This is a genomic window from Vibrio rotiferianus (genome assembly GCF_002214395.1).
GTDB classification, from domain to species: Bacteria; Pseudomonadota; Gammaproteobacteria; order Enterobacterales; family Vibrionaceae; genus Vibrio; species Vibrio rotiferianus.
In genome coordinates, this window is the sequence record NZ_CP018311.1 from 44,053 (window position 1) to 65,511 (window position 21,459).

The following is a 21,459-nucleotide window of genomic DNA, read 5'->3' on the forward strand; positions in this document are numbered from 1 at the left end:
TCATGAAACGTATGCTTATCTTACTTATTGTCTCCATCAGCTTCTCTGCTTTTGCCAGCCCTGAGACTGAAAAAGGCAAAGCGCTATACATCGCCCCAGGGAAAGGTGGCTGCGCCACGTGCCATGGTGAAACCGGAAATGAGCCAGTGATGCCTATGTACCCGAAAATCGGCGGGCAAAGCGAACTTTACCTCTTCAATCAAATGAAAGATTACAAGATGAAAAAACGTAAAAACGGCTTGTTCATGACCATGGAGGTAGCAATGGAACACTACACGGATGAAGAGATTCGCCTTATGGCTAAATACCTGAGCGCAATTGGAAACCCTTAGGGACTGATACCCCAAAAAAGACGGTCCATAACAAGACCGTCTTTTGGAGTTCATACTGTTCAACCTCTTCTAAACTTTTTAAGTACTTACCCCATTCACAACAAGTTGCTCTACGCTGTGCTTAGAGATTGTTTTTGTATTGCCCTAACATACTTTCAAGTTCCTTTTGGCTGAGTTTTACCTCTCCAAGTTCATCTTCCAAAAAACCTAACAACATCTCTGCACCCACTTCCCCATTTTCAAAAGCTTGAGAAAGATAGTACGCGGATAGTGTTTTGTTTTCCGGTAAGTAGCAGCCATCGTCATATAGGCATGACCCCAAATAAAACTGAGCGCTAGCAAGGCCACCTTGAGCCGCTTCCGACATCAACGAGAATCCTCGAGCTATATTTTGAACTGAGGGCTCTCGCAGTAAAATAAGACCTAAAAGCTCTCGGCAATACTCGTCCCCTCTTTCAACAGCGACTTCTAGCTTGGTAACTGCATCTGAAATCCGACCTTGTTCATAAAGCTCATTGGCCTCTGCATATAGCTCATGAGTGGAGGCGGCCAATTGAGTCTTAAGCGCATTACCGCTTGATGACTCGGGTGCGCCCTTTTTATACTCAGCGCACGCACTGACGGCAATGCAGAGTAATATTAGAGGTAGACTTTTCATATTCTTACCGTCCAACTTTAAAAGTATGATAGTAGAATATGGATCATCGAGCTCATTGAGTGAAACTTAAATCGGCGTATAGCAAGATATTTTCAAGCTCACTTCACATTCGCTTGTACTATCCCGCTACCTAGCTTCCAATTTGATATGAACTTAGTTTTTGGGCTCTGCTGCTTCTTTTTTCTCTTCTCTAACGCTTGTATTTTCAATGACTTCGGCAACGTCTTGAGTCTCCGTGTCTACCCACTTCATAAACACTTGATAGCCAGCCGCTAAGAATGCCGCACCGATGAACATGCCCAGAATACCACCAGACATCATGCCGCCAACTGCACCAATTAGAACAATCGGCATGGGTACATCTAAACCACGACCCAGTATCAATGGCTTTAAGAAGTTATCAATTAAACTAGCGGCGATCAGTAAGATGGTAAAGATGACGTTATGAACCGTGCCACTATCCCCCGCCCACAATAAGCCAACAGCGACTAAAGCAATGATGGTGACCGGAAGCTGAACGATAGCGAAGACTAATGCGATAAGCGTAAACAAGGCCGCAGCAGGTACGCCTGATAATGCAACAACGCCACCAAATGCCATTGCTGTTAAGAAAGCGATACCAATAATACCCACTGCAACTTGCCTGATGGTTGCCGTAGTGAGCTCATGCAAGTCTGGCCCTCTGACTTCATCAGTAAAACTAATGAAAATTTTACGTATCGATTTTGCTGCAGGTTGTGCCCAGGCCAACATAATACCTGCGATAATAATCGCACCAATCAACATAAACATGCTTTTCGCTGCGCCTGTCGCACTATCCACAAACCAGCTAAAGAAGGTCTTAATCTGTGGCTGACGCTTCTCAATAAAAGTTGGCAGATCATCTGCGGCTTCATACCAAACCGCATGAACTTTCTCACCGACCAAGGGCCAGCTTTTCACACTGTCTGCTGGTTTGGAGACAACCAACGTACCATCTCGATACGACTCAAGGGCACCAAGCGTCTTAGAAGCAAACGAGTTACCAACCATTGCTGTCGGTGTACCGAGGAGCAACACTCCGACAATGGCAATCAATGTTGCAGATCGAGAAGAACTCAAACTGAACTTTCTTTCTATCAATAGTTTGATTGGATAGAGTGCGATTGCCAGTACGAGAGCCCAAAGCAAGATAGGCAGAAAGGGTAAGAACGCCCACCAACAGACAATAACGATAAGTGTCGTTACTGAAAACCGAATCAATGAAGTAGTAAGGGCTTTCGCGAGAACTTTCTCTAGATTTTCATTTGAGTTACTCAAAGCTTGATTCCTCCCATGTAGCGAATCCGAAGCATTTGATGCTTTAATTACAGAAAGCTTCGAACGAATATTAAATACACCTCAGAAGCCAGTCTGCCCAATACGCTTTTACGCATCTATATAACCTAGTACACCCACCCGTATATTCCACGGTTTCGTTGCGTCAAGTACCGAATAAATAGAATTTGGTGATGGTATTCGGGTTTTCTCTGTTTGGATTTTAGTTAACGCTCTCAAGGCTTTATATTTGTGTGCAATTGCACTATTTAGCTATAAGGGCAAACATGTCAGAACTTAATCGTATGCGTTCAGGTGAGGTGTATAACTGCTTGGACAAAGAGCTTCAGATGATGCGTGATAATACTTCAGCATTGATCTTCAAATTCAATCATGAATCAGACGCAGAAAAACGTCATGCACTACTTACCCGTATGGGGGTAAGCTTAGGTGAAGGAGCATGTATACAAGCGCCACTCCAACTTACCTACGGCTGCCATCTAACCATTGGGAAAAATAGCTATATCAACTGGGATGCGATCATATTAGATAATGGGAAAGTCGCTATTGGTGCAAACGTGATGATTGGTCCACGAGTTCAAATCTATACCGCAGCACATGCTTTAGAAACCGAACAACGCCTTGCTGGAGATGAAACGGCCAAACCAGTGACAATCAAAGACAAAGTATGGATTGGAGGCGGTGCCATCATCATGCCAGGAGTAACCATCGGAGAAGAAGCCGTTGTGGGAGCTGGCTCCGTGGTAACCAAAGATGTTGCAGCCGGAGATCGCGTCGTCGGAAATCCTGCCCGCTCCATTAAAAACGGTTGATAACCTTATCATTCTAACGAATTGAAAACCCGACTAGTTCAACGGTTTGTATAGGGTATCTACCGATATACTCTATCTTTTCTTTCAAGGACTTGCTTTATGGACTATTCGACAAAGTCGTTAATAGTAGCGCTTTCCCTCGCCACCAGTACGCTGTCATTTGCGGCAACAGGTGAAAACGCTATTCCAGAAAGAACGATATCAACGAGCTTCCCATCAACTCAGGCTTGGTTGAACCACGTCAAAAAGGGATTAGCCCCATATTGGATGGATGAGAAAGCCTACGGGGATCCTATTGGGAACTTCCCTACTTTTCGTTGCAACGACGGCCGCAAGCTAGATACGGAAAATGTTTGTCCTGAATTAAACCGTGGCTGGATTACTCCTCACTTTGGTCGTGAATACACTCGTATGAAGTCACGCCAAACTTACGCTTATGGGGTACTTTATCACCTAACTGGGGACACACAGGCTCTTGAGCTTGCTAAGCAAGGTGCGTATTACCTTATCAACGAATTGCAGGATAAAGAGCACGGCGGCTTTGTCTCATTCACACAAAACAAGCAAGTGGGCTTAAAGTGGACGCAACGTACCTCACAAGACCAAGCTTATGCCCTCGTTGGGCTAGCGATGTATTACTACCTAACACGAGATCCAAACGTAGAGAAAGTGCTTATCGAACAGCAAAAGTTTATCTTCGATAATTACAAAGTGAACGATGAAGTTGGCCTAGCTTGGGTATTGGAGGATGGCGATGAACAGAGCGCAAAACAGCATGAATTGGTCGCGCAACTGGATCAAATTAATGGCTATATGCTTTTGGTCGCTCCGATGCTTCCTGAGCCTTACAAAACACAATGGCTAAATGATCTTAAGTGGTTAACTAACACCTTAGTTGAGCACTATCACTCAGATAAGGAACAGCGCTTCTACGGTGCTATTCATCATAAAGCGGTAATGCAACCCAACGCTAAGCACAACGACTTTGGTCATACGATTAAAGCGTATTGGATGACTTATCTCGTTGGCGAGCAGTTGCAAGCATCTGATTGGCAGCAGTTTGCTATAGAAGGTATGAGAACCACTCTGGAACGTGCCGAATATCAGTTCCCATTTGACACCGTCAGCGACTATTTCTCTGCGGAACTACAAAACGAATGGGCGAACAAAGCAATTCCAGCGTGGCAAAGTCGGCCATACTCTAATGGCAGTTCTTCATGGGAGTGGGCTGAGCTCGACCAGTCTGCAATGACACTTGCCATCCTAGATAGCAAGGTTGGGAACGTACTACCATACACCACTCGCACCTTTATGGATGCATGGGTCGATCATCAATATGGGGGCATTGGCCTTGAACCAAAATCAACCAAAGCGTTCCATTGGGGCAATGGTTATCATCAGTTTGAACACGCGTTAATCGGCACGCTAACGTCTGGTGCGTTAAACCATCAACCGATCACCTTATACTATGCGAATGAACAGAAGCTAATGCCAAGCTTCACTCCATACTATTTCAAGGGCGAGGTAAAACACGTTGGTTTAGTAGATGACGGTAAGCGCCAAGCGGTAACGTTTACAGGAATTACTCCCTAGTCGTTCTTAATCCATCACCTACTAGCCAACAAAAAGGCGACCTACTGGTCGCCTTTTGTTTCCTCACACGAGTTAGATTTTGAACGCACCGACATAGCGGTCGAGGGTTTGAGAAAGCTCGGCCAATTGTTGGCTTGATTGCTCTAGTTGCTGACTCGCATTTAAGCCATGCTTAACTGAGTTACTCACTGTATCCATGTTCATGTTGATCTCGTTAGCCACGGTCGATTGCTGCTCCGTCGCTGTCGCAACTTGGGTATTGATGTCAAGGATGGTCATTACTTGCTTAGAAATCGCTTCTAGTGCCTGTCGAGCCAACTCCGTTTCTGTGGTTCCCTCTTCTATCAACGCTTTACTGTTGCTCATTGAGTTCACCGCATTCTGTGCTTCTGTTTGTAAGCGGCTGATCATTGAATCAATCTCGTCCGTTGACTGAGCGGTTTTTGTTGCAAGGTTACGAACTTCATCCGCAACAACCGCAAAACCTCTACCAGCATCCCCCGCACGCGCTGCCTCAATCGCCGCATTTAGTGCTAATAAGTTTGTTTGCTCAGAGATCCCTCGAATTACCTCTAGGATAGTACCGATCGACTGTGTGTTATCAGCCAAGCTAACAATAATGCTAGACGTACTATTCATCTCTGTTTCAAGATTGCTGATCGCCGTTGTTGTTCTTTGGAGCGTTTGATATCCCGCTTGCGTCTCGTCAGTCGCTGTACTAGCCGCTCCGGCTGCGCCCGCTGCGTTTGATGCAATTTCATTTACCGTTGCGATCATTTCGTTCATAGAAGTGACCACCAGCATTGTTTGTTCATTTTGCTCTTGGCCTCGCGAAAGAGCTTGTTGTGACTGCTCTCGAAGCGCAATGGCTGAACCATTAAGTTCTACCCCTGTGTTGACGACTTGAGAGATAATGCCATGTACCTTTTCAACAAATAAATTAAATGCCGATGATATTTGTGCGACTTCATCATTTCCCTTAATCGGCAAGCGGACCGTTAAATCGCCATCGCCTTGTGAAATATCATTTAATGCATTCTTAAGCACCGATAGAGGTTGCATCAGTTTGCCCAATAATAACGAGAGCACAACAACACATAGCACGAATATGACAACCATTGAGCCAAGCTGATAGGCAATGATGCCATTAGTCGCCTGGCTTACTTCAGTAATTGGAATACCGATATCGAATGTGCCATATAGCTGACCATTTACATAGATTGGCGCCATAATGTCGAATACCCACACCTCTTGCACATCCGCATACCACTTGGAATATTGCTGAACGCCTTTCGTTGCTCCTTCGACCGTGTAGTCATCCTCGTATGTTTTGTTGAGCTTCTGCTTGTCACTGTGTGCAACCGCCGTAACATTGCTATCAATCACAATCGCATAGCTAACATCTGAACGTTGCTTTAACCCGTCAACAAGGGCTTGTAGATCTTCTAATGGCTGTTGTGAGTTCTCTAGAATATAACCCGCGTTTTCAGCTAGGAACTCTGCTTGAACTTGAGATTTGTGTAAGATGATGTCATCTATTTTTTGACTGGATATAAGATAGGTCGACGCCATACTCGCCATGACAGCAATGCCAAACATGGCACAAACGGCTAATAGGATTATTCTTTTCATTCTGATTGTCTCAACGCAATTTATTAATGTCCATCTACAGGGGTGTTTAAGCCTTGCACTTTGATACTGACAACTGAAAGCCAAGCCATCGAAGACCCGACGTTAGATGTAAATGTTCATTTACTTTATCTGAAAAAAATGCAACAACTTTAATAATAAAAGACAAAAGCTTAGCAAACATCACACTTTATAAATTTGTAGGCATAATGAAAAAAGCGACCATAAAGGCCGCTATTTACATACTTAAATATCTATTGGTCAGGCTATTAACGCTAAGGCAGTAGCACCGTGTCGATCACATGAACCATGCCATCGCTCAGTTTGTTATCAATATCGACCAACCCTGCTTCCGACTTATTCGCCATGATCAACCCGTTTTCAAAACTGATGGTGTTGCCATCGAGCATATTTATTTTCTTTGCTCTTACGACAGAACGTGAGTTGCGAGTATCCAGAGTCACATGATAAGCGAGTACCGCTGCCACGCCTTCTACTTCGAGCAAGTCAACAGCTGCATTGAATGCGTCTGCATCGGTCGACGTTCCTGTAAGGTCATAAAAGGCCTGGTCAGTTGGCGCGAATACTGTGTACTCAGTACCATCAAAAATAGCAACGGTTCCAGTGGCGATGAGCGCAGCAACGAGGATGTCAAAATCACCCCCATTATCATCAAAATCAAACGGTTCGCCCGATGCCCCAACGGCGAATTCAACGATACTTGCGTCTATTTCATCTGCCCATTTCGGTTTTTCCGCCAGCGCGCTGGTACTGGATAGTGAGAATAGAGCAATGCTTACGATCAGGCTTTTGAGTGTGCATTTAAAAGTGTTCATTATCAGTCTCCTTTCTTAGCGTTAAAAACACTATCACCCGAGAATTACGGGTGACTTAAGGCCAGAGATCATTTTTTAAGTCGAAACCGATAGCACTTTTTTGCCATTATGAAATTAGTTTAATTTGTAGAAGTTTGAGATGTTATTATGCCGCCAGTTTCCTACATTATAACAGCCACTGAAGCCGTCTAATAATGACGGCTTCTTTCTAAGTAGAACTTAACAAAGCGAAAAGGGTTTATTAAAAACCAAATTTTCCATTGGTGTTCTTCCATTCTGACTTTGGTGGAATCACCTCAATCGTGTCCCAATGCTCTACAATCTTACCGTTGTCGACGCGGAATAAGTCATAGAACGCTACATGTTGGTTCATGAACTGACCTTCGCTCACTGATAACACGAAGTTCCCTTCACCAATAACCAAATGATTTTTGCTGTACACCATCGGTATACCCGCTTCCGCTAATTGTTTTAGCGCAACGCTCAGCCCACTTAAACCATCAGCAACCGCAACGTTGTGTTGGATGTAGTCACTGTCTTTCTCACCGATGAACTTACTGATCTGAGACATGTCCCCTTTCATCAGAATGGTTTGAACAAAATCAGAAACAATGGCTTTATTCTCATCTGTTTTATTTACGTCTGTTATTTCTGTTGCACCATCAAATTGAGTTCGGCCACTTGGGTTAGGTTTCGCCACGTCTTGTAAGTTATCCCAGTGCTCAACGATCAGCCCATCTTCAAAGCGGAAGATATCAAAACCCGCTTTTGGTCCGAAAAAATCGTACTCGGTATGCAAAGCAACGTAATCACCATCTTGAATGGTACGAATTACTTTCGCTTTAGCACTGCCTTCCGGCAGCATTTTCATCACTTCTCCAAAGCCCGCTAAACCATCTGTAACAGCAAGGTTGTGCTGAATGTACTTGTTTGGGTTGATATAAGAAATAGCCGTTTGGTCGCCAGTTTCTATGCTTGAGATAACGGCAACGGCTTTGTCTCGATTCGGTAACTCATCGGCGATTACAGCGAAAGAAACACTTGCAAAAACAGTAGATGCGATGACAGAGCTAGCGAAAAAGCGAGTCAATTTGTTCATATTATTTTCCTCTTGTTTGCTTGGGAATAATAATAAAAATGAATCATAGACTCGTCTGTGTGAATATGTGTCGGAAAATGGTCAATATCGAACATGAACACCAAAGTACGTTCATATTCAATATCATAACTGGGGTTCTTTGTACTGCTTCTGAAATTGGCTTGGCGTCATATCTGTCTGATTTTTAAAGTATCGAACAAAATTACTCGCATCTTCAAAACCAAAGTCAAAAGCTAACTGTTGGCTAGTAACATTACTGACAACCAAGCGTCGTTTTATCTCAATCGTGACAAACGCATCAATCATCTGTTTCGCGGTTAAGTTTGTCGCCAACTTACAAATCACATTTAATGTTTTGTAGGTTGACCCTATCTGCCCCGCGTACCAGTTCGCATCACGAATTCGCTCATAATTGGCTTGGAGTAAATCAAAGAAACGAGCCAGCTTGTAGCTCTGCTCTTTAGTTAACTTGTCATGGCGCTCTTCAGGACGCAGACGATGCAGCATCAACGCAAAAGATGAGAACAAATACATAACAATCAATGGATCGGAACGCTTGTTTTCCATCTCTTTAATCACTTCGCCAATGAGCAGTTTTGCACTTAAACGCGTCTCGTCATCTAAGTTCAATACCGGAGAATGAGTCTGATTTAAGTGTGTTGGTGTGTAGCTGGGTAGGCGCATGTTTGCATGCACTTGGTCGAGAAACGCTTGGGTGAAGAGAATCACTTTACCGGAAGGCTTTTGCGATACGTCGAAAGCTTGCACTTGCTCACGACGAACAAAGATAATGCTACCTGACTCAAACGGATACTGTTTAAAGTCCACCATGTGCACACCACTGCCTTGTTCAATATAAACCATCATAAAGAAAGTAATGCGGTGTGGCTTCTGGGGTGAATGACTTCTGTACTCTTGTCCATGTAAGCTTTCTAGATCGAAGACTTCAATCTCCGCTTGATTAGATTTGTTATGGTCAAAGCCTACCGTTGGTATTGGTATTTGCATTCACCCTCCACTCGTTACTACTTGTATTTTGGCTAATTTAAATCGGATTGTGCCACCAAACTTTACCACATCACATTACCTAGGTAGCGACTAAGGTGGTGAATACTTGTCTATTCCCCAACTCCAAAAGCAACAAAGACAAGCCGAAGCCTGCCTTTGTTTATTGCTATTAAGAAACCTGTTTTCCCTCGACGGATTTTGCGTGGCTCGCGCTTTGCTCTGTGGTAACCATATCATCAAACTCTGAGACTTTTGCCAAGAACGCGGGCTTGTCTTTACTTGGAATCGAACTTGCCAATGGAAGATCTGCTTTCATCGCATCAACCGCGCGGTTGCGCACCAGTACTTCGAAGTGCAAGTGTGGCCCTGTTAGACGTCCTGTCGCACCTGAAAGCGCAATCTTCTGCCCACGCTTAACATGCTCACCCTTCTTTACTAAAAAGCGGCTCAGGTGCAAGTAACGAGTTTTATAGACACTGTTGTGCTCAACCACTAGATACTTGCCCGCGTATGGATGGTTACGAACCGCGACCACTTTTCCATCACCGGTTGAATATACAGGAGCACCAACTGGCGTCGCGAAGTCAGTACCATTGTGAGGAGAAATTCGTCCCGTCACTGGGTGTTTTCGGTAAGGATTAAATGGCGAAGTGATACGACGGTATTGCTTATCAATTGGGTAGCGGTTAAACGCTTGTTCTAGACTGTTCCCATCACGATCATAGAAGCGGCCATCTTGAGCCAAAAACGCTTCTATGTCTTTACCATGCATTTTAATTGCAATGCCCTGCACTTCCGTGTTGCCCGTCAAATGATCATCAACATACTGACGACGTACCAACACGTGAAAACTGTCTCCAGCACGAAGCTCACGGGCAAAATTCACTTTGTCGCGCAATACACGTGTGATGTTGGCAATCTGAGTGGTGGTTAGCCCTTGTTGATGAGCAGACGAAGAGAAGCTACCGTTAATCGTGCCTGAGTACATTTCCTCGCGCCATTCACTAGGTTCTTCAACAAAGTTATAGGCAAACGAGCCATCGTCATTTCGTGTGTAGATAGCGCGTTCAACGAGGCTCTCGTGAAAAATAACTTGTTTTAAAGTCTTGGAGTCTCTATCAACCATAAGCTCAAGATGATCTCCCGGCTTAATGGTATCGAGCTTAAGTGAAGTTATATCAGCTTTAAGCAGTTTTTGCGTGGTTTCGTAAGGAACACCCCATGAAGAAAAAATGGTACTGAGTGTATCGCCTACTTTGACGAAGTAGTGAATGCGGGCGATGTTGTCATACTTTTCTGTAGCAAGCTGGTTTTTTGGTGTTACTTCATCAACTTCGACACCATCTGTTTTTTTAATCTGAGCATAAGGCGTCACCTTAATGATAATTTCTTCTGGTTTCGTTTCTGCTTGGTAGGTGAGGTAAGCTGCGAGAGAGAATGCAGTAGCTGCAACAGCAATAAGTGAATAGCGAACAAAATTCATGAGACTTGAGATAATCGGGAACATCAATTGTTATGTTATAACATTTTACTTATAGCAATTGAAAGCCCCCTCTCTTCCTTAGTGAATAAACCATGTAACAAGAAGTCAGAGTCAGCACCTGACAAAAACTAAGCACACACAAGCGGCGAAGTGCAGAACACCCGTACTTCTGTTCTGTTCTGTTCTGTTCTGTTCTGTTCAATAGTTTAAATACAGCTGTTTAAAAAAAATAATATCTTGATTATTTTTTGAAATTTTATTTTATACAACAAGGTCTCCTCCATGTAACTTATTAATGGAGCACATTTATGCAAAAAAACATGACTGCTGTTAGCGAACGAAATATTGGCTATAGTCTTGGGGTTCTTGGGGTAGCATTGGTATTAGCTTGGATCGGTATATACAAGTTTACTCCGACTGAAGCAGACCTCATTAAACCATTAGTAGAGAATCATCCTGCCATGGGGTGGTTGTACTCCGTCATATCCGTGCAAGCCGTATCAAACCTTATTGGCGCAGTGGAAATTATTGTTGCTATTGGATTGGTAGTAGGTTTAAAAAATCGAAAGGTCGGCTTCTTTTCAGGTGTTTTTGCTACCGTAATTTTTCTATCTACACTTAGCTTCCTGATCACAACACCAAATACTTGGAAAGTGTCTGATGGAATTTTAATAACGAACTTCTTCTTAGTAAAAGATATATTATTTCTGGCAATCTCAATTAGTGTAATTGAAAAGAACAGATAATATTGGCTCGTGATAAATAGAGGAATCATGGTAATTCCTCTATTTATTAAGATCCTTTTCCATTAAAAAGTTAGTCAGCGTTTGCCCTCTGATATCTACCGACTGCTGCTTAGCTACAATGAATCCGTGACGTTCAAAAAACGGTTTTGCGGTTAAGCTGACATTAGCGTATAAGCGATGGTTGAAGTTTCGCGCACCCTCTGCGATTAACTGCTGCATCAACGCTGTGCCAACTCCCTTCCCTTGATGTTGCCAGTGACAAAAGAAGTGATCGACATACCCATCTGGTTGTAAATCTGCATACCCAACAACTTGTCCATCAAGTAGCACGATAAATGGATTTAATAACGCTATTTTCTTGTTCCAGTCTTCAGCTACATAGATGTTTGGTGCCCAAGCGCTTACCTGTGCGTCCGTATAATCGTTTATACATATTTTTCTGACCGTATAGTAGAAAAGCATTCTCAATGTTTCTTCATCACCACTTTCAAAGCGTCTAATTTCTAACATTCTGCCTCCTTTGCTACTTTTACGTTGCCACAATCTCAACTCTATCGCTCACGCTTTCGGCCAAAAATTTGATATTAGCCGTCATCTAAGGTTTGGGGCGAACGAACTTGGCCGTTGCAGATACTCGAGTTTCATCACCGACTTCTAAGCTTGCAACCAAATGGAAAATGCCTCTTGTTTCTTTCACGATGCTTGCAGTGACACGTATCTCTTCACTGACCTTAATGGGTGCATGAAAGCGCATTTCTAATTGAGCGGTCAACGCCTTCACTCCATTTGCTAGCAAACAATGAGTCATTGCACCATCCACCAAGCATGTTGCAATGCCGCCATGCAGTAAACCGCTATAACCTTGGTGATGTTCGTTTACTATAAATGATGCGACTACGCTGTTTTTATCTTGAGTTTGGTATTCCACCCCTAATGAGTAAGGGTTCCCTTTGGAACATACTGCGCAATAGTGATGGGAGGTTAATGTTTCACACATAAGATCGTCCTTAAAAGTTATTAGCATATGCCAATTACCTTTCAATGAGCTCTCTGTAAACATTGTTTCCAATTGACACTGTTCTTACACGTCAAGTAAATCACGCCTCTATAAAAATACATTATTAAAATTATAATCAACGATAATTTTACGTTTCATTACCTTCACTTTATCTTTAGCTTCAACAAGGTTGCTTGTTGAGATGACTCTGTCACTCCAACGATAGCTAACAAGCCGAGATAAGAAGGTTAACTATGAAATTTCTTCACACTATGATCCGCGTGGCTGATCTAGATAAGTCCATTGAGTTTTACACCAAAGTTCTTGGTATGAGCGAGCTTAATCGCTTCGAAAACACAGAATACCGCTACACGCTCGTATTTGTGGGCAATGCAGACCAACCAGACAGCGCGACGATTGAGCTGACTTACAACTGGGACACAGACAGTTATGACCTAGGTAACGCGTTCGGTCACATGGCATTAGGTTGTGAAGATATTTACGCTGCATGCGACAAAATCAAAGCACTTGGTGGCAACGTCACTCGTGAACCAGGGCCAATGAAAGGCGGTGAAACTCACATCGCATTCATTAAAGACCCTGACGGTTACCAAATCGAATTGATTCAAACAAGCAAATAACGAGGTTAGTCATGAAAGATACATTGTTTCAACCTGTACAACTTGGTTCTCTAACCCTTCAGAACCGTATCGTTATGCCGCCAATGACTCGTTCTCGTGCAAGCCAGCCTGGCAACGTCGCAAACGACATGATGGCTGAGTACTACGCACAGCGCGCATCTGCGGGTTTGATTGTTGCAGAAGGCACACAGATTTCACCTATGGGTCAAGGTTACGCTTGGACACCGGGTATTTACAGCCAAGAACAAATCGCAGGCTGGAAAAAAGTCACTGACGCAGTACACGCAAAAGGCGGCGCGATCTTCGCTCAGCTTTGGCACGTAGGCCGTGTAACTCACCCTGACAACATTGGTGGCGAGCAACCAATTTCTTCTTCTGCGCTAAAAGCAGAAAACGTGAAAGTATTTATTGATAACGGCACAGATGAGCCTGGTTTCGTTGACGTGGTAGAACCACGTGAGATGACTAAAGAAGACATCAAAGTGGTGATCGAAGAGTACCGTCAAGCGGCATTGAATGCGATTGAAGCGGGCTTTGATGGCATCGAGCTGCACGCAGCAAACGGCTACCTTGTAAACCAGTTCATCGATTCTGAAGCAAACAACCGTACAGATGAATACGGTGGTTCAGTTGAAAACCGTCTGCGTTTCTTGGGTGAAGTGGTTGAAGCCATGACTCAAGCGATTGGTGCTGATCGCGTTGGTGTTCGTCTGGCTCCGTTTACATCACTAAACGGTACTGTAGATAATACACCGGTAGAAACTTACACAGCTGCTGCGGTACTGCTTAATAAGCTAAACGTCGTTTACATGCACATTGCGGAAGTCGACTGGGATGACGCGCCAGATACCCCTGCTGAGTTCAAAACAGCCGTGCGTGAAGCATACAAGGGCACCATCATTTACGCTGGTCGCTACAACACAGAGAAAGCTGCTCAAGCGCTAGAAAGTGGTTTGGCAGATATGGTTGGCTTTGGTCGCCCGTTCATCGCGAACCCTGACCTACCGAACCGTATCAAGAACGATTACCCGCTAGCAGCTCACGATCCTGCGACGCTGTTTGGTGGTAACGAAAAAGGTCTGTTGGATTATCCAACTTACCAAGCAAACTAAGTCTGTGGGCTGGCTTAGTTCAGCCTACTTATTTGAATAGGCAAGTTGAATAGACAAAAACTCCGCAGATGCGCTTGAGTACATCTGCGGGGTTTGTGTTTTAGCGCTCAGAGCTTACTGACATTATTGTTCGCTGTTGAAGAGAGTACTAACGACGCTGACAAGAAGTGCAACCACGACAAGCTGAGCGTGTAGTTTTATCCAGTAAACTACGTTGAACCTTGCAGTATGCGTTCTTTAATGCACGGCGAGCCGCAAACCAATCTTCAGGCTTAGTCAGAATCAAATAGCCATTGAAGCGCTTCACTAACTCCACTCTGTGTTTATCAATAAAGCGGCTATCAAAACCAATATCGAAGTAATCCAAAGCTTCTTCGATACAAGTAAAGCTGGCAATCTTGGCTTGAATGTCGTTTTGGCTCATAGCCTCGTTTCTGAGTTTGTTCACTTAGCTCCGAGTATAAAAACTTCCGTTCAACTGATCTTTGATTTACATCCGTAGCACATCATTTTGCTAGAAACAGAGAGCATTCTGTTTTCAAAATGAAAGTCAATATAAGAAGCCACCCTGCAAAACTGTTCTCATCCTTATAACCGCCTCTAAGACTCTGATTTTCAACGACCGAATTTTGGTGCGCATTTTGCGTTAGGTATGTCGTTGACTAGGGAGAAAGGCAATGACATACAGAGCAGAGATTGATGGATTAAGAGCGATTGCCGTCCTATTGGTGATTTTTTTCCATGCAGACATACAGGCCTTTGCTGGTGGCTTTATTGGCGTAGACGTGTTTTTCGTTATCAGCGGCTATTTAATTACCACTATTGTGATAAACGATTTAGATAAGAGCCAATTCAGCCTTTCCGATTTCTACGAGCGCCGTGTTCGTAGGATTCTGCCCTTACTACTGCTCGTTGTTGCAGTGTGTTATTTACTTTCTTGGTGGTTGTTCCTTCCCCACGCTCATAAAGAAGTTGGTGAGTTTTCTGTGTCTTCCATTCTGTCCGCTTCTAATGTGTTGCTGTACCTCAAAGGCCACAATTATTTTGGGCTGGAAGAGCAAGCCAACCCACTCTTTCATACTTGGAGCTTAGGTGTCGAAGAGCAATATTACATTGTGATCCCTCTTTTGCTTATGTTGCTGGCACGTGGCAAGCTCATGTCTTATCTCACCTTCTTCATCGCAGTATTTGCACTAAGTTTGATGACTATTTGGTACGCCAGTGGTGATCCTGATTTCGCCTTTTACATGATTTTCTCCCGGGCTTGGGAGTTGGCGGCAGGCTCTTTGATTGCCCTAGTAATGCGTAAAACCGTCATCAAGCCCAACAACACACTTGCCATGATTGGTTTAACCCTAGTTCTTGCCTCTGCCTTGTTGTTCGATAAATCAAAAGATGGCGCCGGGCTCATGCTGTTAATTCCTGTGATTGGCACCGCGCTTATCATCTTGTTCTCATCCAAAGACAACACGCTTGGTAAAGCTCTAAGCCTCAAATCTGTGGTTTTTGTTGGGCTAATAAGCTACAGCCTCTATCTATGGCATATTCCGTTACTGGTCTTTTATCGATACGTACTCACTGCCGGACAAGAGTTCAGCCTCGCATTTTATCTTGTCGCTCTATTTGCCTTTTCTTACCTAACTTGGCGTTTTATTGAAAAGCCTTTCCGTAGCCGCAAGAAAATTGGCATGAGCACACTTGCTGCCTCACTTGTGTTAATCACCCTACCGTTGCTTGCTTTTGGTGTCGTCGGCCATAAAAACGGAGGCTTTCCCGACCGTAGCGCGTTTTTCGAAGCCATGCGCGTGAACAACGGCTACGGTATCGCATGTAACGGTAATACAACCATCAACGAAACTTGTTCATCATCTTCAGAACCTACTGTCGCAGTGTTGGGGAACAGTCACAGCATGGTCTTTGTTCAGCAGCTCTCAAATGACACACCAACAGGGGTTGTTCAACTTACGCAAGACTCTTGCGCGGTTGGCTATGTCGATAAAGTTTCAGGTGCAAACCATTTGTCTTGCAGCAATTTCTTCACTGATGCAATAGAAACCATTTTGAATACCCCTTCTATCCTTCGCGTGGTGATTTCTTCTAACTTCAATAAAGAGCTATCCAAAAAAGACTACCAAGCTTCGCTCACTCGCCTTTTGAACGAGTTAGAAGACCGAGAGGTTCTGGTCTTTGGTCCAACACCTTCCGCACCGCATGCCATTGGTGAATGTTTGTGGAAAGCGCGACTGTTTGGAGACAACACTGGCAATAAATGTGACTTCACGCCAAGGCAATCACACCCACATCGCGTAGCTACGTTAGCTCACTATTTTGAACAATTTGAACATGTGGAGTTTGTCGACCTTACCAATTACATCTGTCAGCAAGGCAAATGCGCAATGAAAGTAGGAGATAACAACGCCATGTACACCGATGCGAACCACCTATCCTACAAAGGCGCAGAGATCGTATTAGGCAGCTACCAGAAAGAAGTAATGAGCAATCAACAGTTAACTGCTCAGCATTAACCCAATGAAAAAAGAGAGAAAGAAAAACTCGGCGCTACTCTAGGCGCTGAGCTTTTTATTTGAAGATTCTTGGGTCAAAAGCAAAATCAAGCTTCTCTGCTTTCTTCAGGATATCTTTCATCTTGGGATGGTTTGGATTGACGACGTAGTTGTTGTCACGAGGAGAAATTGTCGAAGGCACTTGCAGTGCAGCAAACTCAGGATGTGGATCGTTGAGAAACTGGTCACCAATGTATTGTGTAGATTCACTAGCAGGAATGGAGCGCCAAGTGACCGGCAGATCTTCTTCATCCAGAGCAGCAATTAAGTATTCCGGCATCTCGATACGATACAAGTCGTAAAGCTTGGTAATCGCCGGATCGTTGTTTACATGCACGAAAACTTCTAACGAGCAAAGAGATTCGGATTGAGAAAAGTACAGTGCTTCGGTTCCTTTAGAGTTCCATCGCCCGCCGTATAGCTTGGCACCGATTGGGCTAAATGGAGACTCAGAGAACTTCTTTTGAGTCAGTCGATAGAGCTTCATATTACGAGAATACTCCGTGCTCTAGTCGTCCAATCAAATCTTTGACGATTTCAAAATCAACCGTGGTTGAAACCATGTCTAATGGGCGCTTTCCACCCAAACCATAAACATTCTCTCGCATCCAACCTAGTGCGCGTTCTTCATCATCAAACAGTTCTGTTGCTAGCTTAAGTAGCATCGCTAAACGATAGATGGCATCACTCTCTTGCGTGTTGAAGCGCTCTTCGTTTTTGAGTCGACGTTTGATGGTGCTCACCGGGATCAATGTGACGTGTTGGAATTCGCTTTGAGAAAGCTTCACACGCTCGACGATATTACGGTATACCTTTGGCTCAAAGCCTTTATGAACCGCATCGGTACGACCGGTTTCAGCATCTTCAATGCCCAGCATAAACCAAAAGTTTGCCTTATGAGGCAGCTTCGGTTTAAAGCTTTTTAATGTTGCCGTTGCCATACTGAGCTCCTACAGACCAAATGGTCTTGTTATTATGGTCCATATGAGCTCAATTATCAATCGTACAAATTGCAGCCACAGTAAAACAGGCGCTAATCAGAGAAAGAGAAACGTTAAGGCTTGTCTACGCCCGCGTATTTCACCCCAGAAAGCAACGCCATATCGCGATTCCAAGTGGCGAGGTCGTGTTGATTAAACTTGCTGAGATCATCGTGTCCACACGCTCTTGCCATCACTTGCATCAACTCAACCGAGGCTTCAAAGAAGTTCTTCAATTGAACCGACGCTTTATCCACATTCAACCGCTGTCTTAAGTCGGCTTTTTGTGTCGCAATGCCTGCTGGACAATTGTTGGTATTGCACATTCTCGCGGCTACACAACCTATCGACTGCATCGCACTGTTAGAAATCGCAACGCCATCTGCACCGAGCGCCATCGCTTTTACAAAGTCCATTGGAACACGCAGTCCACCCGTAACGATCAACGTGACACAGTCACTCACACCTTGTGCATCCAGATAGCGTCTTGCTCTAGCGAGAGCGGGAATGGTTGGCACGCTGATGTGATCACGGAACATTGCAGGCGCTGCACCCGTGCCTCCTCCACGACCATCCAAAATGATGTAGTCCGCACTGGCATCGAGTGCGAACTGAATGTCTTCTTCGATATGATTTGCACTGAGCTTGAAGCCTATCGGGATACCACCTGTCACTTCACGTACCCGATCAGCAAACTTTTTGAAATCTTCTGCAGTATGCAGATCTTTAAACGTCGGTGGTGAAATCGCAGGTTGCCCTTCGGGAATGCCACGCACTTGCGATATTTTGCCAACATTTTTATTGGCTGGTAGATGACCACCAGTCCCAGTTTTTGCTCCCTGCCCACCTTTAAAGTGGAAGGCTTGAACATTGAGCAACTTAGATTCGTCATAACCAAACTGCGCACTTGCCAATTCATAGAAATAGCGGGAGTTCGCTGCTTGCTCTTCTGGCAGCATGCCGCCTTCTCCAGAGCAAATTCCGGTTCCGGCTAACTCCGCACCTTTCGCGAGCGAGATTTTAGCTTCTTCTGATAATGCGCCAAAGCTCATGTCAGAGACAAACAAGGGAATTTTTAGTACCAGCGGCTTCTTCGCTTTTGGACCAATCACCAATTCGGTTTTGACTGGCACATCTTCCATCAGAGGTTTGGTTGCCATTTGTGCGACCATCATTTGCAGGTCATCCCAATGTGGCAATTGGTCTCTAGGCACACCCATCGCCGTCATCGGTCCATGGTGCCCTAACTTTGATAGCCCTTCTCTTGCCAGTTGGTGAATAAACTCAACCGTGGGTTCTTCTTGCGTCGCCACTGCAATCGGGATCTCGTTATTTCCTGCTTGGATACCCGGGCCTTCTTGTCCCACTTGCTCAGAGGTAAACTGCTTATGTGTCCCATCACAGAAAGGCGCATTTGCGGTGTGTTTACACTGACACAGATACGCATCTTCATCCTTCTCAGCGACAAAGCTCATGGGTTTAAAATCGGTTCCGGCGTGGGAGCCATCACAATAAGGTTGGTTCTTAGATCGCCCGCATCGACAAAAGTAATATTCTTGCCCTTGCACAAGCTCAACTTTGATGGGTTTGTTATCCGCTATTACTGGTTTGCTCATTTTGCTTCCCTTTTTCAATGCCATACTCTGTGGCTGGCTTTCAGTAAGCGTAGAACAGCTCAAGTAATGCGTCAGGAGAATAAAGATTTACCTATACTTTATGTGGGTATCAACACTCTGGAGGCTAACATGACCATGTCAACCCGGCTCGACCACTATTTGACTGAGCATCATATTCACTTTCAAACCGTGAATCACAGTCATAGTAATAGTTCGCTGCAAAGCGGTGTTGCAGCGGGTATCCCTCTCAATAACTTGGCAAAAGGCGTGATTTTAGAAGATCACCAAGGTCATCATATGATGGCTGTCTTGCCTGCGAATAATAAAATCAGCTTGTCTCGATTGAATGACGAGCTCAATGCCTCTTTCCACTTAATCAAAGAGCGCGAAGTCTACCGTCTATTTACCGATTGCGATAACGGTGCAATACCACCCGTCGGAGGCGCTTATCACATGGCAACTATTTGCGACGAAATGCTTGCCAACTTAGACCATGTGTATTTGGAAGCAGGCGATCACGAAACCTTGATTAAGTTAGATAAAGAAGCGTTCCGTGAACTGATGGGAGAAAGTCGTTTTCTACGCTTTAGTAGTGAAGTATTCCACTAGCATCAGGCTACGATAAACCTGATATATAGACAATGTTGGCTCTTGTTGTGACGATTACATTTTGAATTGCTCATACAGCAAGAGCCTTTATTCATCCTTACTCTCAGCATCTTTAACCTCCTCAACTACACCCGCCATGTCAATTCGATAATGTGCGAGATCATGAGCAAGAAAGAGATGACCAGAATAAGCTATTTGAGCTTCTTTCCGAATCTGCTCGATCGATACTTCCGCTTCAGAGCTGAACTGATAGCGAGGACTAAAGTGAGTGAGAATTAAGTTCGGGACTTGTTTTTCCTGCGCGTAATTGGCGACTTGTGATGAATAAGCGTGCCCGACTTCTCTCGCTCGCTCTTTCATCGCTTCTGAGTACGTTGATTCATGTACCAACAGATGCGCGCCCTCAATCAGACCATCAAGCTTTTCCGGTGTATCGTTATCACCACAAATAATCACTTTTCTCGGTGGATGTGCAAGCTTAGTAAACGCCTTACTCATTAGGGTTTGACCTTGGTACTCCACATCATTGCCACGGACAAGTTCTCCCCAGATTGCTCCCCTCGGAATGTTTGATTGCTCAAGCTTGTCAATGTCTGGATACATTCGAATGGTTGACTCTTCAAAACAGTAAGCAAAGCTAGGAACGCGATGAGAAAGTGCGGTAGCAGTAATCGTAAACTGACCAATTTCAATCGAATCAAACTGCTCGACTTCAATGAAGTGAAGTTCAAATGGTAGATAGAGTTTGGTGAACGATTGAGTCGCTTCAAACCACTGTTTAATCCCCTCTGGTGCAATGATCGTCAGAGGATCTTTGCGGTTATTCATGCCTGCACTGGCGAGCAAGCCCGGTAAGCCATAGCAATGGTCGCCATGAATATGAGTAATACAGATGGCTTGCAAATAATTAAGTGATAACGGAGTGTGTAGCAATTGGTGCTGAGTCGCCTCTCCGCAGTCAACTAGAAACCACCCTTTCCCCTTACTCTCCAGCAAAGCAGTCGCAGAAACATTACGGGATTTAGTTGGAACCCCAGAGGACGTTCCTAAGAAATACAGCTCCATATGACTTCCCACTCCTTAAGTAAAAGCTCTAATCACTCATAAAGTTTAGCATTCGATTCAGTGATAAATTGCGCCATTTTCGCCAACTTTCGCTTTGAGCCTTAAAATTCAATTAAACACACGTTTAAAACAATCGTACTAAATTCACTTTATTACCATCTACCATTCGCTAACACTTAAGCATCGCTTTTTAAGCGAACATCAAACAGTAAAGAGGAGCTTCATCAAATAGAAGCCTTAGAAAAATATCGCCTAAGTATAACATTTACAGATAGTTATAGTGGCAATTACAAACTGATAGTTATATGAGATGGAAATAACAAATCCTGAAATTCAATGTTACAACTATGTTAATTATTTTT

Annotated in this window: 22 protein-coding genes; 8 read left to right on the forward strand and 14 right to left on the reverse strand. The window is 44.1% G+C overall.

Annotated elements, in window-relative coordinates:
• Positions 1 to 2: 2 nt before the first annotated feature.
• The gene (locus BSZ04_RS00265) at positions 3 to 332 is read left to right on the forward strand and encodes a c-type cytochrome (RefSeq protein WP_088879146.1); all 330 of its coding nucleotides are present in this window, start codon (positions 3 to 5) and stop codon (positions 330 to 332) included.
• 121 nt (positions 333 to 453) lie between these two features.
• Here BSZ04_RS00265 and BSZ04_RS00270 read toward each other — a convergent pair whose 3' ends face one another.
• Both BSZ04_RS00270 and BSZ04_RS00275 read right to left on the reverse strand, forming a co-directional pair.
• On the reverse strand, positions 454 to 990 hold the full coding sequence (locus BSZ04_RS00270) for a hypothetical protein (protein WP_088879147.1): 537 nt from the start codon (positions 988 to 990) through the stop codon (positions 454 to 456).
• 153 nt (positions 991 to 1,143) lie between these two features.
• Positions 1,144 to 2,289: an AI-2E family transporter gene (locus BSZ04_RS00275; RefSeq protein ID WP_088879148.1), complete on the reverse strand. Its 1,146-nt coding sequence runs from the start codon at positions 2,287 to 2,289 to the stop codon at positions 1,144 to 1,146.
• A gap of 284 nt (positions 2,290 to 2,573) precedes the next feature.
• Between BSZ04_RS00275 and BSZ04_RS00280 the strand changes: the two genes are divergently transcribed.
• Together BSZ04_RS00280 and BSZ04_RS00285 are read left to right on the forward strand one after the other, a co-directional pair.
• Complete coding sequence (locus tag BSZ04_RS00280; protein WP_088879149.1) at positions 2,574 to 3,119, forward strand: sugar O-acetyltransferase; 546 nt, start codon at positions 2,574 to 2,576, stop codon at positions 3,117 to 3,119.
• A gap of 99 nt (positions 3,120 to 3,218) precedes the next feature.
• Positions 3,219 to 4,712, forward strand: a complete 1,494-nt coding sequence (locus BSZ04_RS00285) for an AGE family epimerase/isomerase (protein ID WP_088879150.1) — start codon at positions 3,219 to 3,221, stop codon at positions 4,710 to 4,712.
• 72 nt (positions 4,713 to 4,784) lie between these two features.
• On the opposite strand, the gene BSZ04_RS00290 is transcribed toward BSZ04_RS00285, so the two are convergent.
• The 5 genes from BSZ04_RS00290 to BSZ04_RS00310 form a co-directional block, all read right to left on the reverse strand.
• Positions 4,785 to 6,344, reverse strand: coding sequence for a methyl-accepting chemotaxis protein (locus tag BSZ04_RS00290; RefSeq protein WP_029561111.1), 1,560 nt, complete (start codon positions 6,342 to 6,344; stop codon positions 4,785 to 4,787).
• Positions 6,345 to 6,616: 272 nt separating this feature from the next.
• Positions 6,617 to 7,177 (reverse strand): fasciclin domain-containing protein, encoded by a 561-nt coding sequence (locus BSZ04_RS00295; RefSeq protein ID WP_071234417.1) that lies wholly within the window; start codon positions 7,175 to 7,177, stop codon positions 6,617 to 6,619.
• A 241-nt stretch (positions 7,178 to 7,418) separates the two neighbouring features.
• Positions 7,419 to 8,276, reverse strand: coding sequence for a nuclear transport factor 2 family protein (locus BSZ04_RS00300; RefSeq protein WP_088879151.1), 858 nt, complete (start codon positions 8,274 to 8,276; stop codon positions 7,419 to 7,421).
• A 123-nt stretch (positions 8,277 to 8,399) separates the two neighbouring features.
• Entirely contained in the window at positions 8,400 to 9,278 is an 879-nt protein-coding gene (locus BSZ04_RS00305; protein ID WP_088880207.1) for an AraC family transcriptional regulator, read from the reverse strand.
• 175 nt (positions 9,279 to 9,453) lie between these two features.
• Positions 9,454 to 10,767 (reverse strand): peptidoglycan DD-metalloendopeptidase family protein, encoded by a 1,314-nt coding sequence (locus BSZ04_RS00310; protein ID WP_088880208.1) that lies wholly within the window; start codon positions 10,765 to 10,767, stop codon positions 9,454 to 9,456.
• A 308-nt stretch (positions 10,768 to 11,075) separates the two neighbouring features.
• Between BSZ04_RS00310 and BSZ04_RS00315 the strand changes: the two genes are divergently transcribed.
• Entirely contained in the window at positions 11,076 to 11,513 is a 438-nt protein-coding gene (locus BSZ04_RS00315) for a DUF417 family protein (RefSeq protein WP_010452111.1), read from the forward strand.
• Positions 11,514 to 11,552: 39 nt separating this feature from the next.
• Here the strand turns inward: BSZ04_RS00315 and BSZ04_RS00320 are convergent, their stop codons facing one another.
• Together BSZ04_RS00320 and BSZ04_RS00325 are read right to left on the reverse strand one after the other, a co-directional pair.
• The gene (locus BSZ04_RS00320) at positions 11,553 to 12,023 is read right to left on the reverse strand and encodes a GNAT family N-acetyltransferase (RefSeq protein ID WP_088879152.1); all 471 of its coding nucleotides are present in this window, start codon (positions 12,021 to 12,023) and stop codon (positions 11,553 to 11,555) included.
• Between the two features lie 85 nt (positions 12,024 to 12,108).
• Complete coding sequence (locus BSZ04_RS00325; protein ID WP_167381293.1) at positions 12,109 to 12,510, reverse strand: PaaI family thioesterase; 402 nt, start codon at positions 12,508 to 12,510, stop codon at positions 12,109 to 12,111.
• 254 nt (positions 12,511 to 12,764) lie between these two features.
• Here BSZ04_RS00325 and gloA point away from each other — a divergent pair, with 254 nt between their 5' ends.
• Both gloA and BSZ04_RS00335 read left to right on the forward strand, forming a co-directional pair.
• Positions 12,765 to 13,151: a lactoylglutathione lyase gene (gloA, locus tag BSZ04_RS00330; RefSeq protein ID WP_088879154.1), complete on the forward strand. Its 387-nt coding sequence runs from the start codon at positions 12,765 to 12,767 to the stop codon at positions 13,149 to 13,151.
• An 11-nt stretch (positions 13,152 to 13,162) separates the two neighbouring features.
• On the forward strand, positions 13,163 to 14,263 hold the full coding sequence (locus BSZ04_RS00335; protein ID WP_088879155.1) for an alkene reductase: 1,101 nt from the start codon (positions 13,163 to 13,165) through the stop codon (positions 14,261 to 14,263).
• 148 nt (positions 14,264 to 14,411) lie between these two features.
• Here the strand turns inward: BSZ04_RS00335 and nifW are convergent, their stop codons facing one another.
• Positions 14,412 to 14,687: a nitrogenase-stabilizing/protective NifW family protein gene (gene nifW, locus BSZ04_RS00340; RefSeq protein ID WP_005441361.1), complete on the reverse strand. Its 276-nt coding sequence runs from the start codon at positions 14,685 to 14,687 to the stop codon at positions 14,412 to 14,414.
• Between the two features lie 253 nt (positions 14,688 to 14,940).
• Here nifW and BSZ04_RS00345 point away from each other — a divergent pair, with 253 nt between their 5' ends.
• Positions 14,941 to 16,788 carry an acyltransferase family protein gene (locus tag BSZ04_RS00345; RefSeq protein ID WP_088879156.1) on the forward strand — a complete coding sequence of 616 codons (1,848 nt, stop codon included), beginning with the start codon at positions 14,941 to 14,943 and terminating at the stop codon, positions 16,786 to 16,788.
• 55 nt (positions 16,789 to 16,843) lie between these two features.
• On the opposite strand, the gene BSZ04_RS00350 is transcribed toward BSZ04_RS00345, so the two are convergent.
• The 3 genes from BSZ04_RS00350 to BSZ04_RS00360 all read right to left on the reverse strand — a co-directional run bounded on the left by BSZ04_RS00350 (position 16,844) and on the right by BSZ04_RS00360 (position 19,423).
• Positions 16,844 to 17,314, reverse strand: a complete 471-nt coding sequence (locus tag BSZ04_RS00350) for an RES family NAD+ phosphorylase (RefSeq protein WP_005447071.1) — start codon at positions 17,312 to 17,314, stop codon at positions 16,844 to 16,846.
• Between the two features lies 1 nt (position 17,315).
• The gene (parS, locus tag BSZ04_RS00355) at positions 17,316 to 17,768 is read right to left on the reverse strand and encodes a type II RES/Xre toxin-antitoxin system antitoxin (RefSeq protein WP_005426938.1); all 453 of its coding nucleotides are present in this window, start codon (positions 17,766 to 17,768) and stop codon (positions 17,316 to 17,318) included.
• Between the two features lie 113 nt (positions 17,769 to 17,881).
• On the reverse strand, positions 17,882 to 19,423 hold the full coding sequence (locus BSZ04_RS00360) for a glutamate synthase-related protein (RefSeq protein WP_088879157.1): 1,542 nt from the start codon (positions 19,421 to 19,423) through the stop codon (positions 17,882 to 17,884).
• Between the two features lie 129 nt (positions 19,424 to 19,552).
• Here BSZ04_RS00360 and BSZ04_RS00365 point away from each other — a divergent pair, with 129 nt between their 5' ends.
• Positions 19,553 to 20,032 (forward strand): aminoacyl-tRNA deacylase, encoded by a 480-nt coding sequence (locus BSZ04_RS00365; protein WP_010452123.1) that lies wholly within the window; start codon positions 19,553 to 19,555, stop codon positions 20,030 to 20,032.
• A gap of 87 nt (positions 20,033 to 20,119) precedes the next feature.
• Here the strand turns inward: BSZ04_RS00365 and BSZ04_RS00370 are convergent, their stop codons facing one another.
• On the reverse strand, positions 20,120 to 21,097 hold the full coding sequence (locus tag BSZ04_RS00370; RefSeq protein ID WP_088879158.1) for a ribonuclease Z: 978 nt from the start codon (positions 21,095 to 21,097) through the stop codon (positions 20,120 to 20,122).
• Between the last annotated feature and the right edge of the window lie 362 nt (positions 21,098 to 21,459).

Bases quoted from the DNA above. Each gene is read 5' to 3' on its own strand.
- BSZ04_RS00265 (WP_088879146.1), top strand. From the start codon at position 3: ATGAAACGTATGCTTATCTTACTTATTGTCTCCATCAGCTTCTCTGCT.
- BSZ04_RS00270 (WP_088879147.1), bottom strand. From the start codon at position 990: ATGAAAAGTCTACCTCTAATATTACTCTGCATTGCCGTCAGTGCGTGC.
- BSZ04_RS00280 (WP_088879149.1), top strand. From the start codon at position 2,574: ATGTCAGAACTTAATCGTATGCGTTCAGGTGAGGTGTATAACTGCTTG.
- BSZ04_RS00285 (WP_088879150.1), top strand. From the start codon at position 3,219: ATGGACTATTCGACAAAGTCGTTAATAGTAGCGCTTTCCCTCGCCACC.
- BSZ04_RS00290 (WP_029561111.1), bottom strand. From the start codon at position 6,344: ATGAAAAGAATAATCCTATTAGCCGTTTGTGCCATGTTTGGCATTGCT.
- BSZ04_RS00295 (WP_071234417.1), bottom strand. From the start codon at position 7,177: ATGAACACTTTTAAATGCACACTCAAAAGCCTGATCGTAAGCATTGCT.
- BSZ04_RS00300 (WP_088879151.1), bottom strand. From the start codon at position 8,276: ATGAACAAATTGACTCGCTTTTTCGCTAGCTCTGTCATCGCATCTACT.
- BSZ04_RS00310 (WP_088880208.1), bottom strand. From the start codon at position 10,767: ATGAATTTTGTTCGCTATTCACTTATTGCTGTTGCAGCTACTGCATTC.
- BSZ04_RS00315 (WP_010452111.1), top strand. From the start codon at position 11,076: ATGCAAAAAAACATGACTGCTGTTAGCGAACGAAATATTGGCTATAGT.
- BSZ04_RS00320 (WP_088879152.1), bottom strand. From the start codon at position 12,023: ATGTTAGAAATTAGACGCTTTGAAAGTGGTGATGAAGAAACATTGAGA.
- BSZ04_RS00325 (WP_167381293.1), bottom strand. From the start codon at position 12,510: ATGTGTGAAACATTAACCTCCCATCACTATTGCGCAGTATGTTCCAAA.
- gloA (WP_088879154.1), top strand. From the start codon at position 12,765: ATGAAATTTCTTCACACTATGATCCGCGTGGCTGATCTAGATAAGTCC.
- BSZ04_RS00335 (WP_088879155.1), top strand. From the start codon at position 13,163: ATGAAAGATACATTGTTTCAACCTGTACAACTTGGTTCTCTAACCCTT.
- nifW (WP_005441361.1), bottom strand. From the start codon at position 14,687: ATGAGCCAAAACGACATTCAAGCCAAGATTGCCAGCTTTACTTGTATC.
- BSZ04_RS00345 (WP_088879156.1), top strand. From the start codon at position 14,941: ATGACATACAGAGCAGAGATTGATGGATTAAGAGCGATTGCCGTCCTA.
- BSZ04_RS00350 (WP_005447071.1), bottom strand. From the start codon at position 17,314: ATGAAGCTCTATCGACTGACTCAAAAGAAGTTCTCTGAGTCTCCATTT.
- parS (WP_005426938.1), bottom strand. From the start codon at position 17,768: ATGGCAACGGCAACATTAAAAAGCTTTAAACCGAAGCTGCCTCATAAG.
- BSZ04_RS00360 (WP_088879157.1), bottom strand. From the start codon at position 19,423: ATGAGCAAACCAGTAATAGCGGATAACAAACCCATCAAAGTTGAGCTT.
- BSZ04_RS00365 (WP_010452123.1), top strand. From the start codon at position 19,553: ATGACCATGTCAACCCGGCTCGACCACTATTTGACTGAGCATCATATT.
- BSZ04_RS00370 (WP_088879158.1), bottom strand. From the start codon at position 21,097: ATGGAGCTGTATTTCTTAGGAACGTCCTCTGGGGTTCCAACTAAATCC.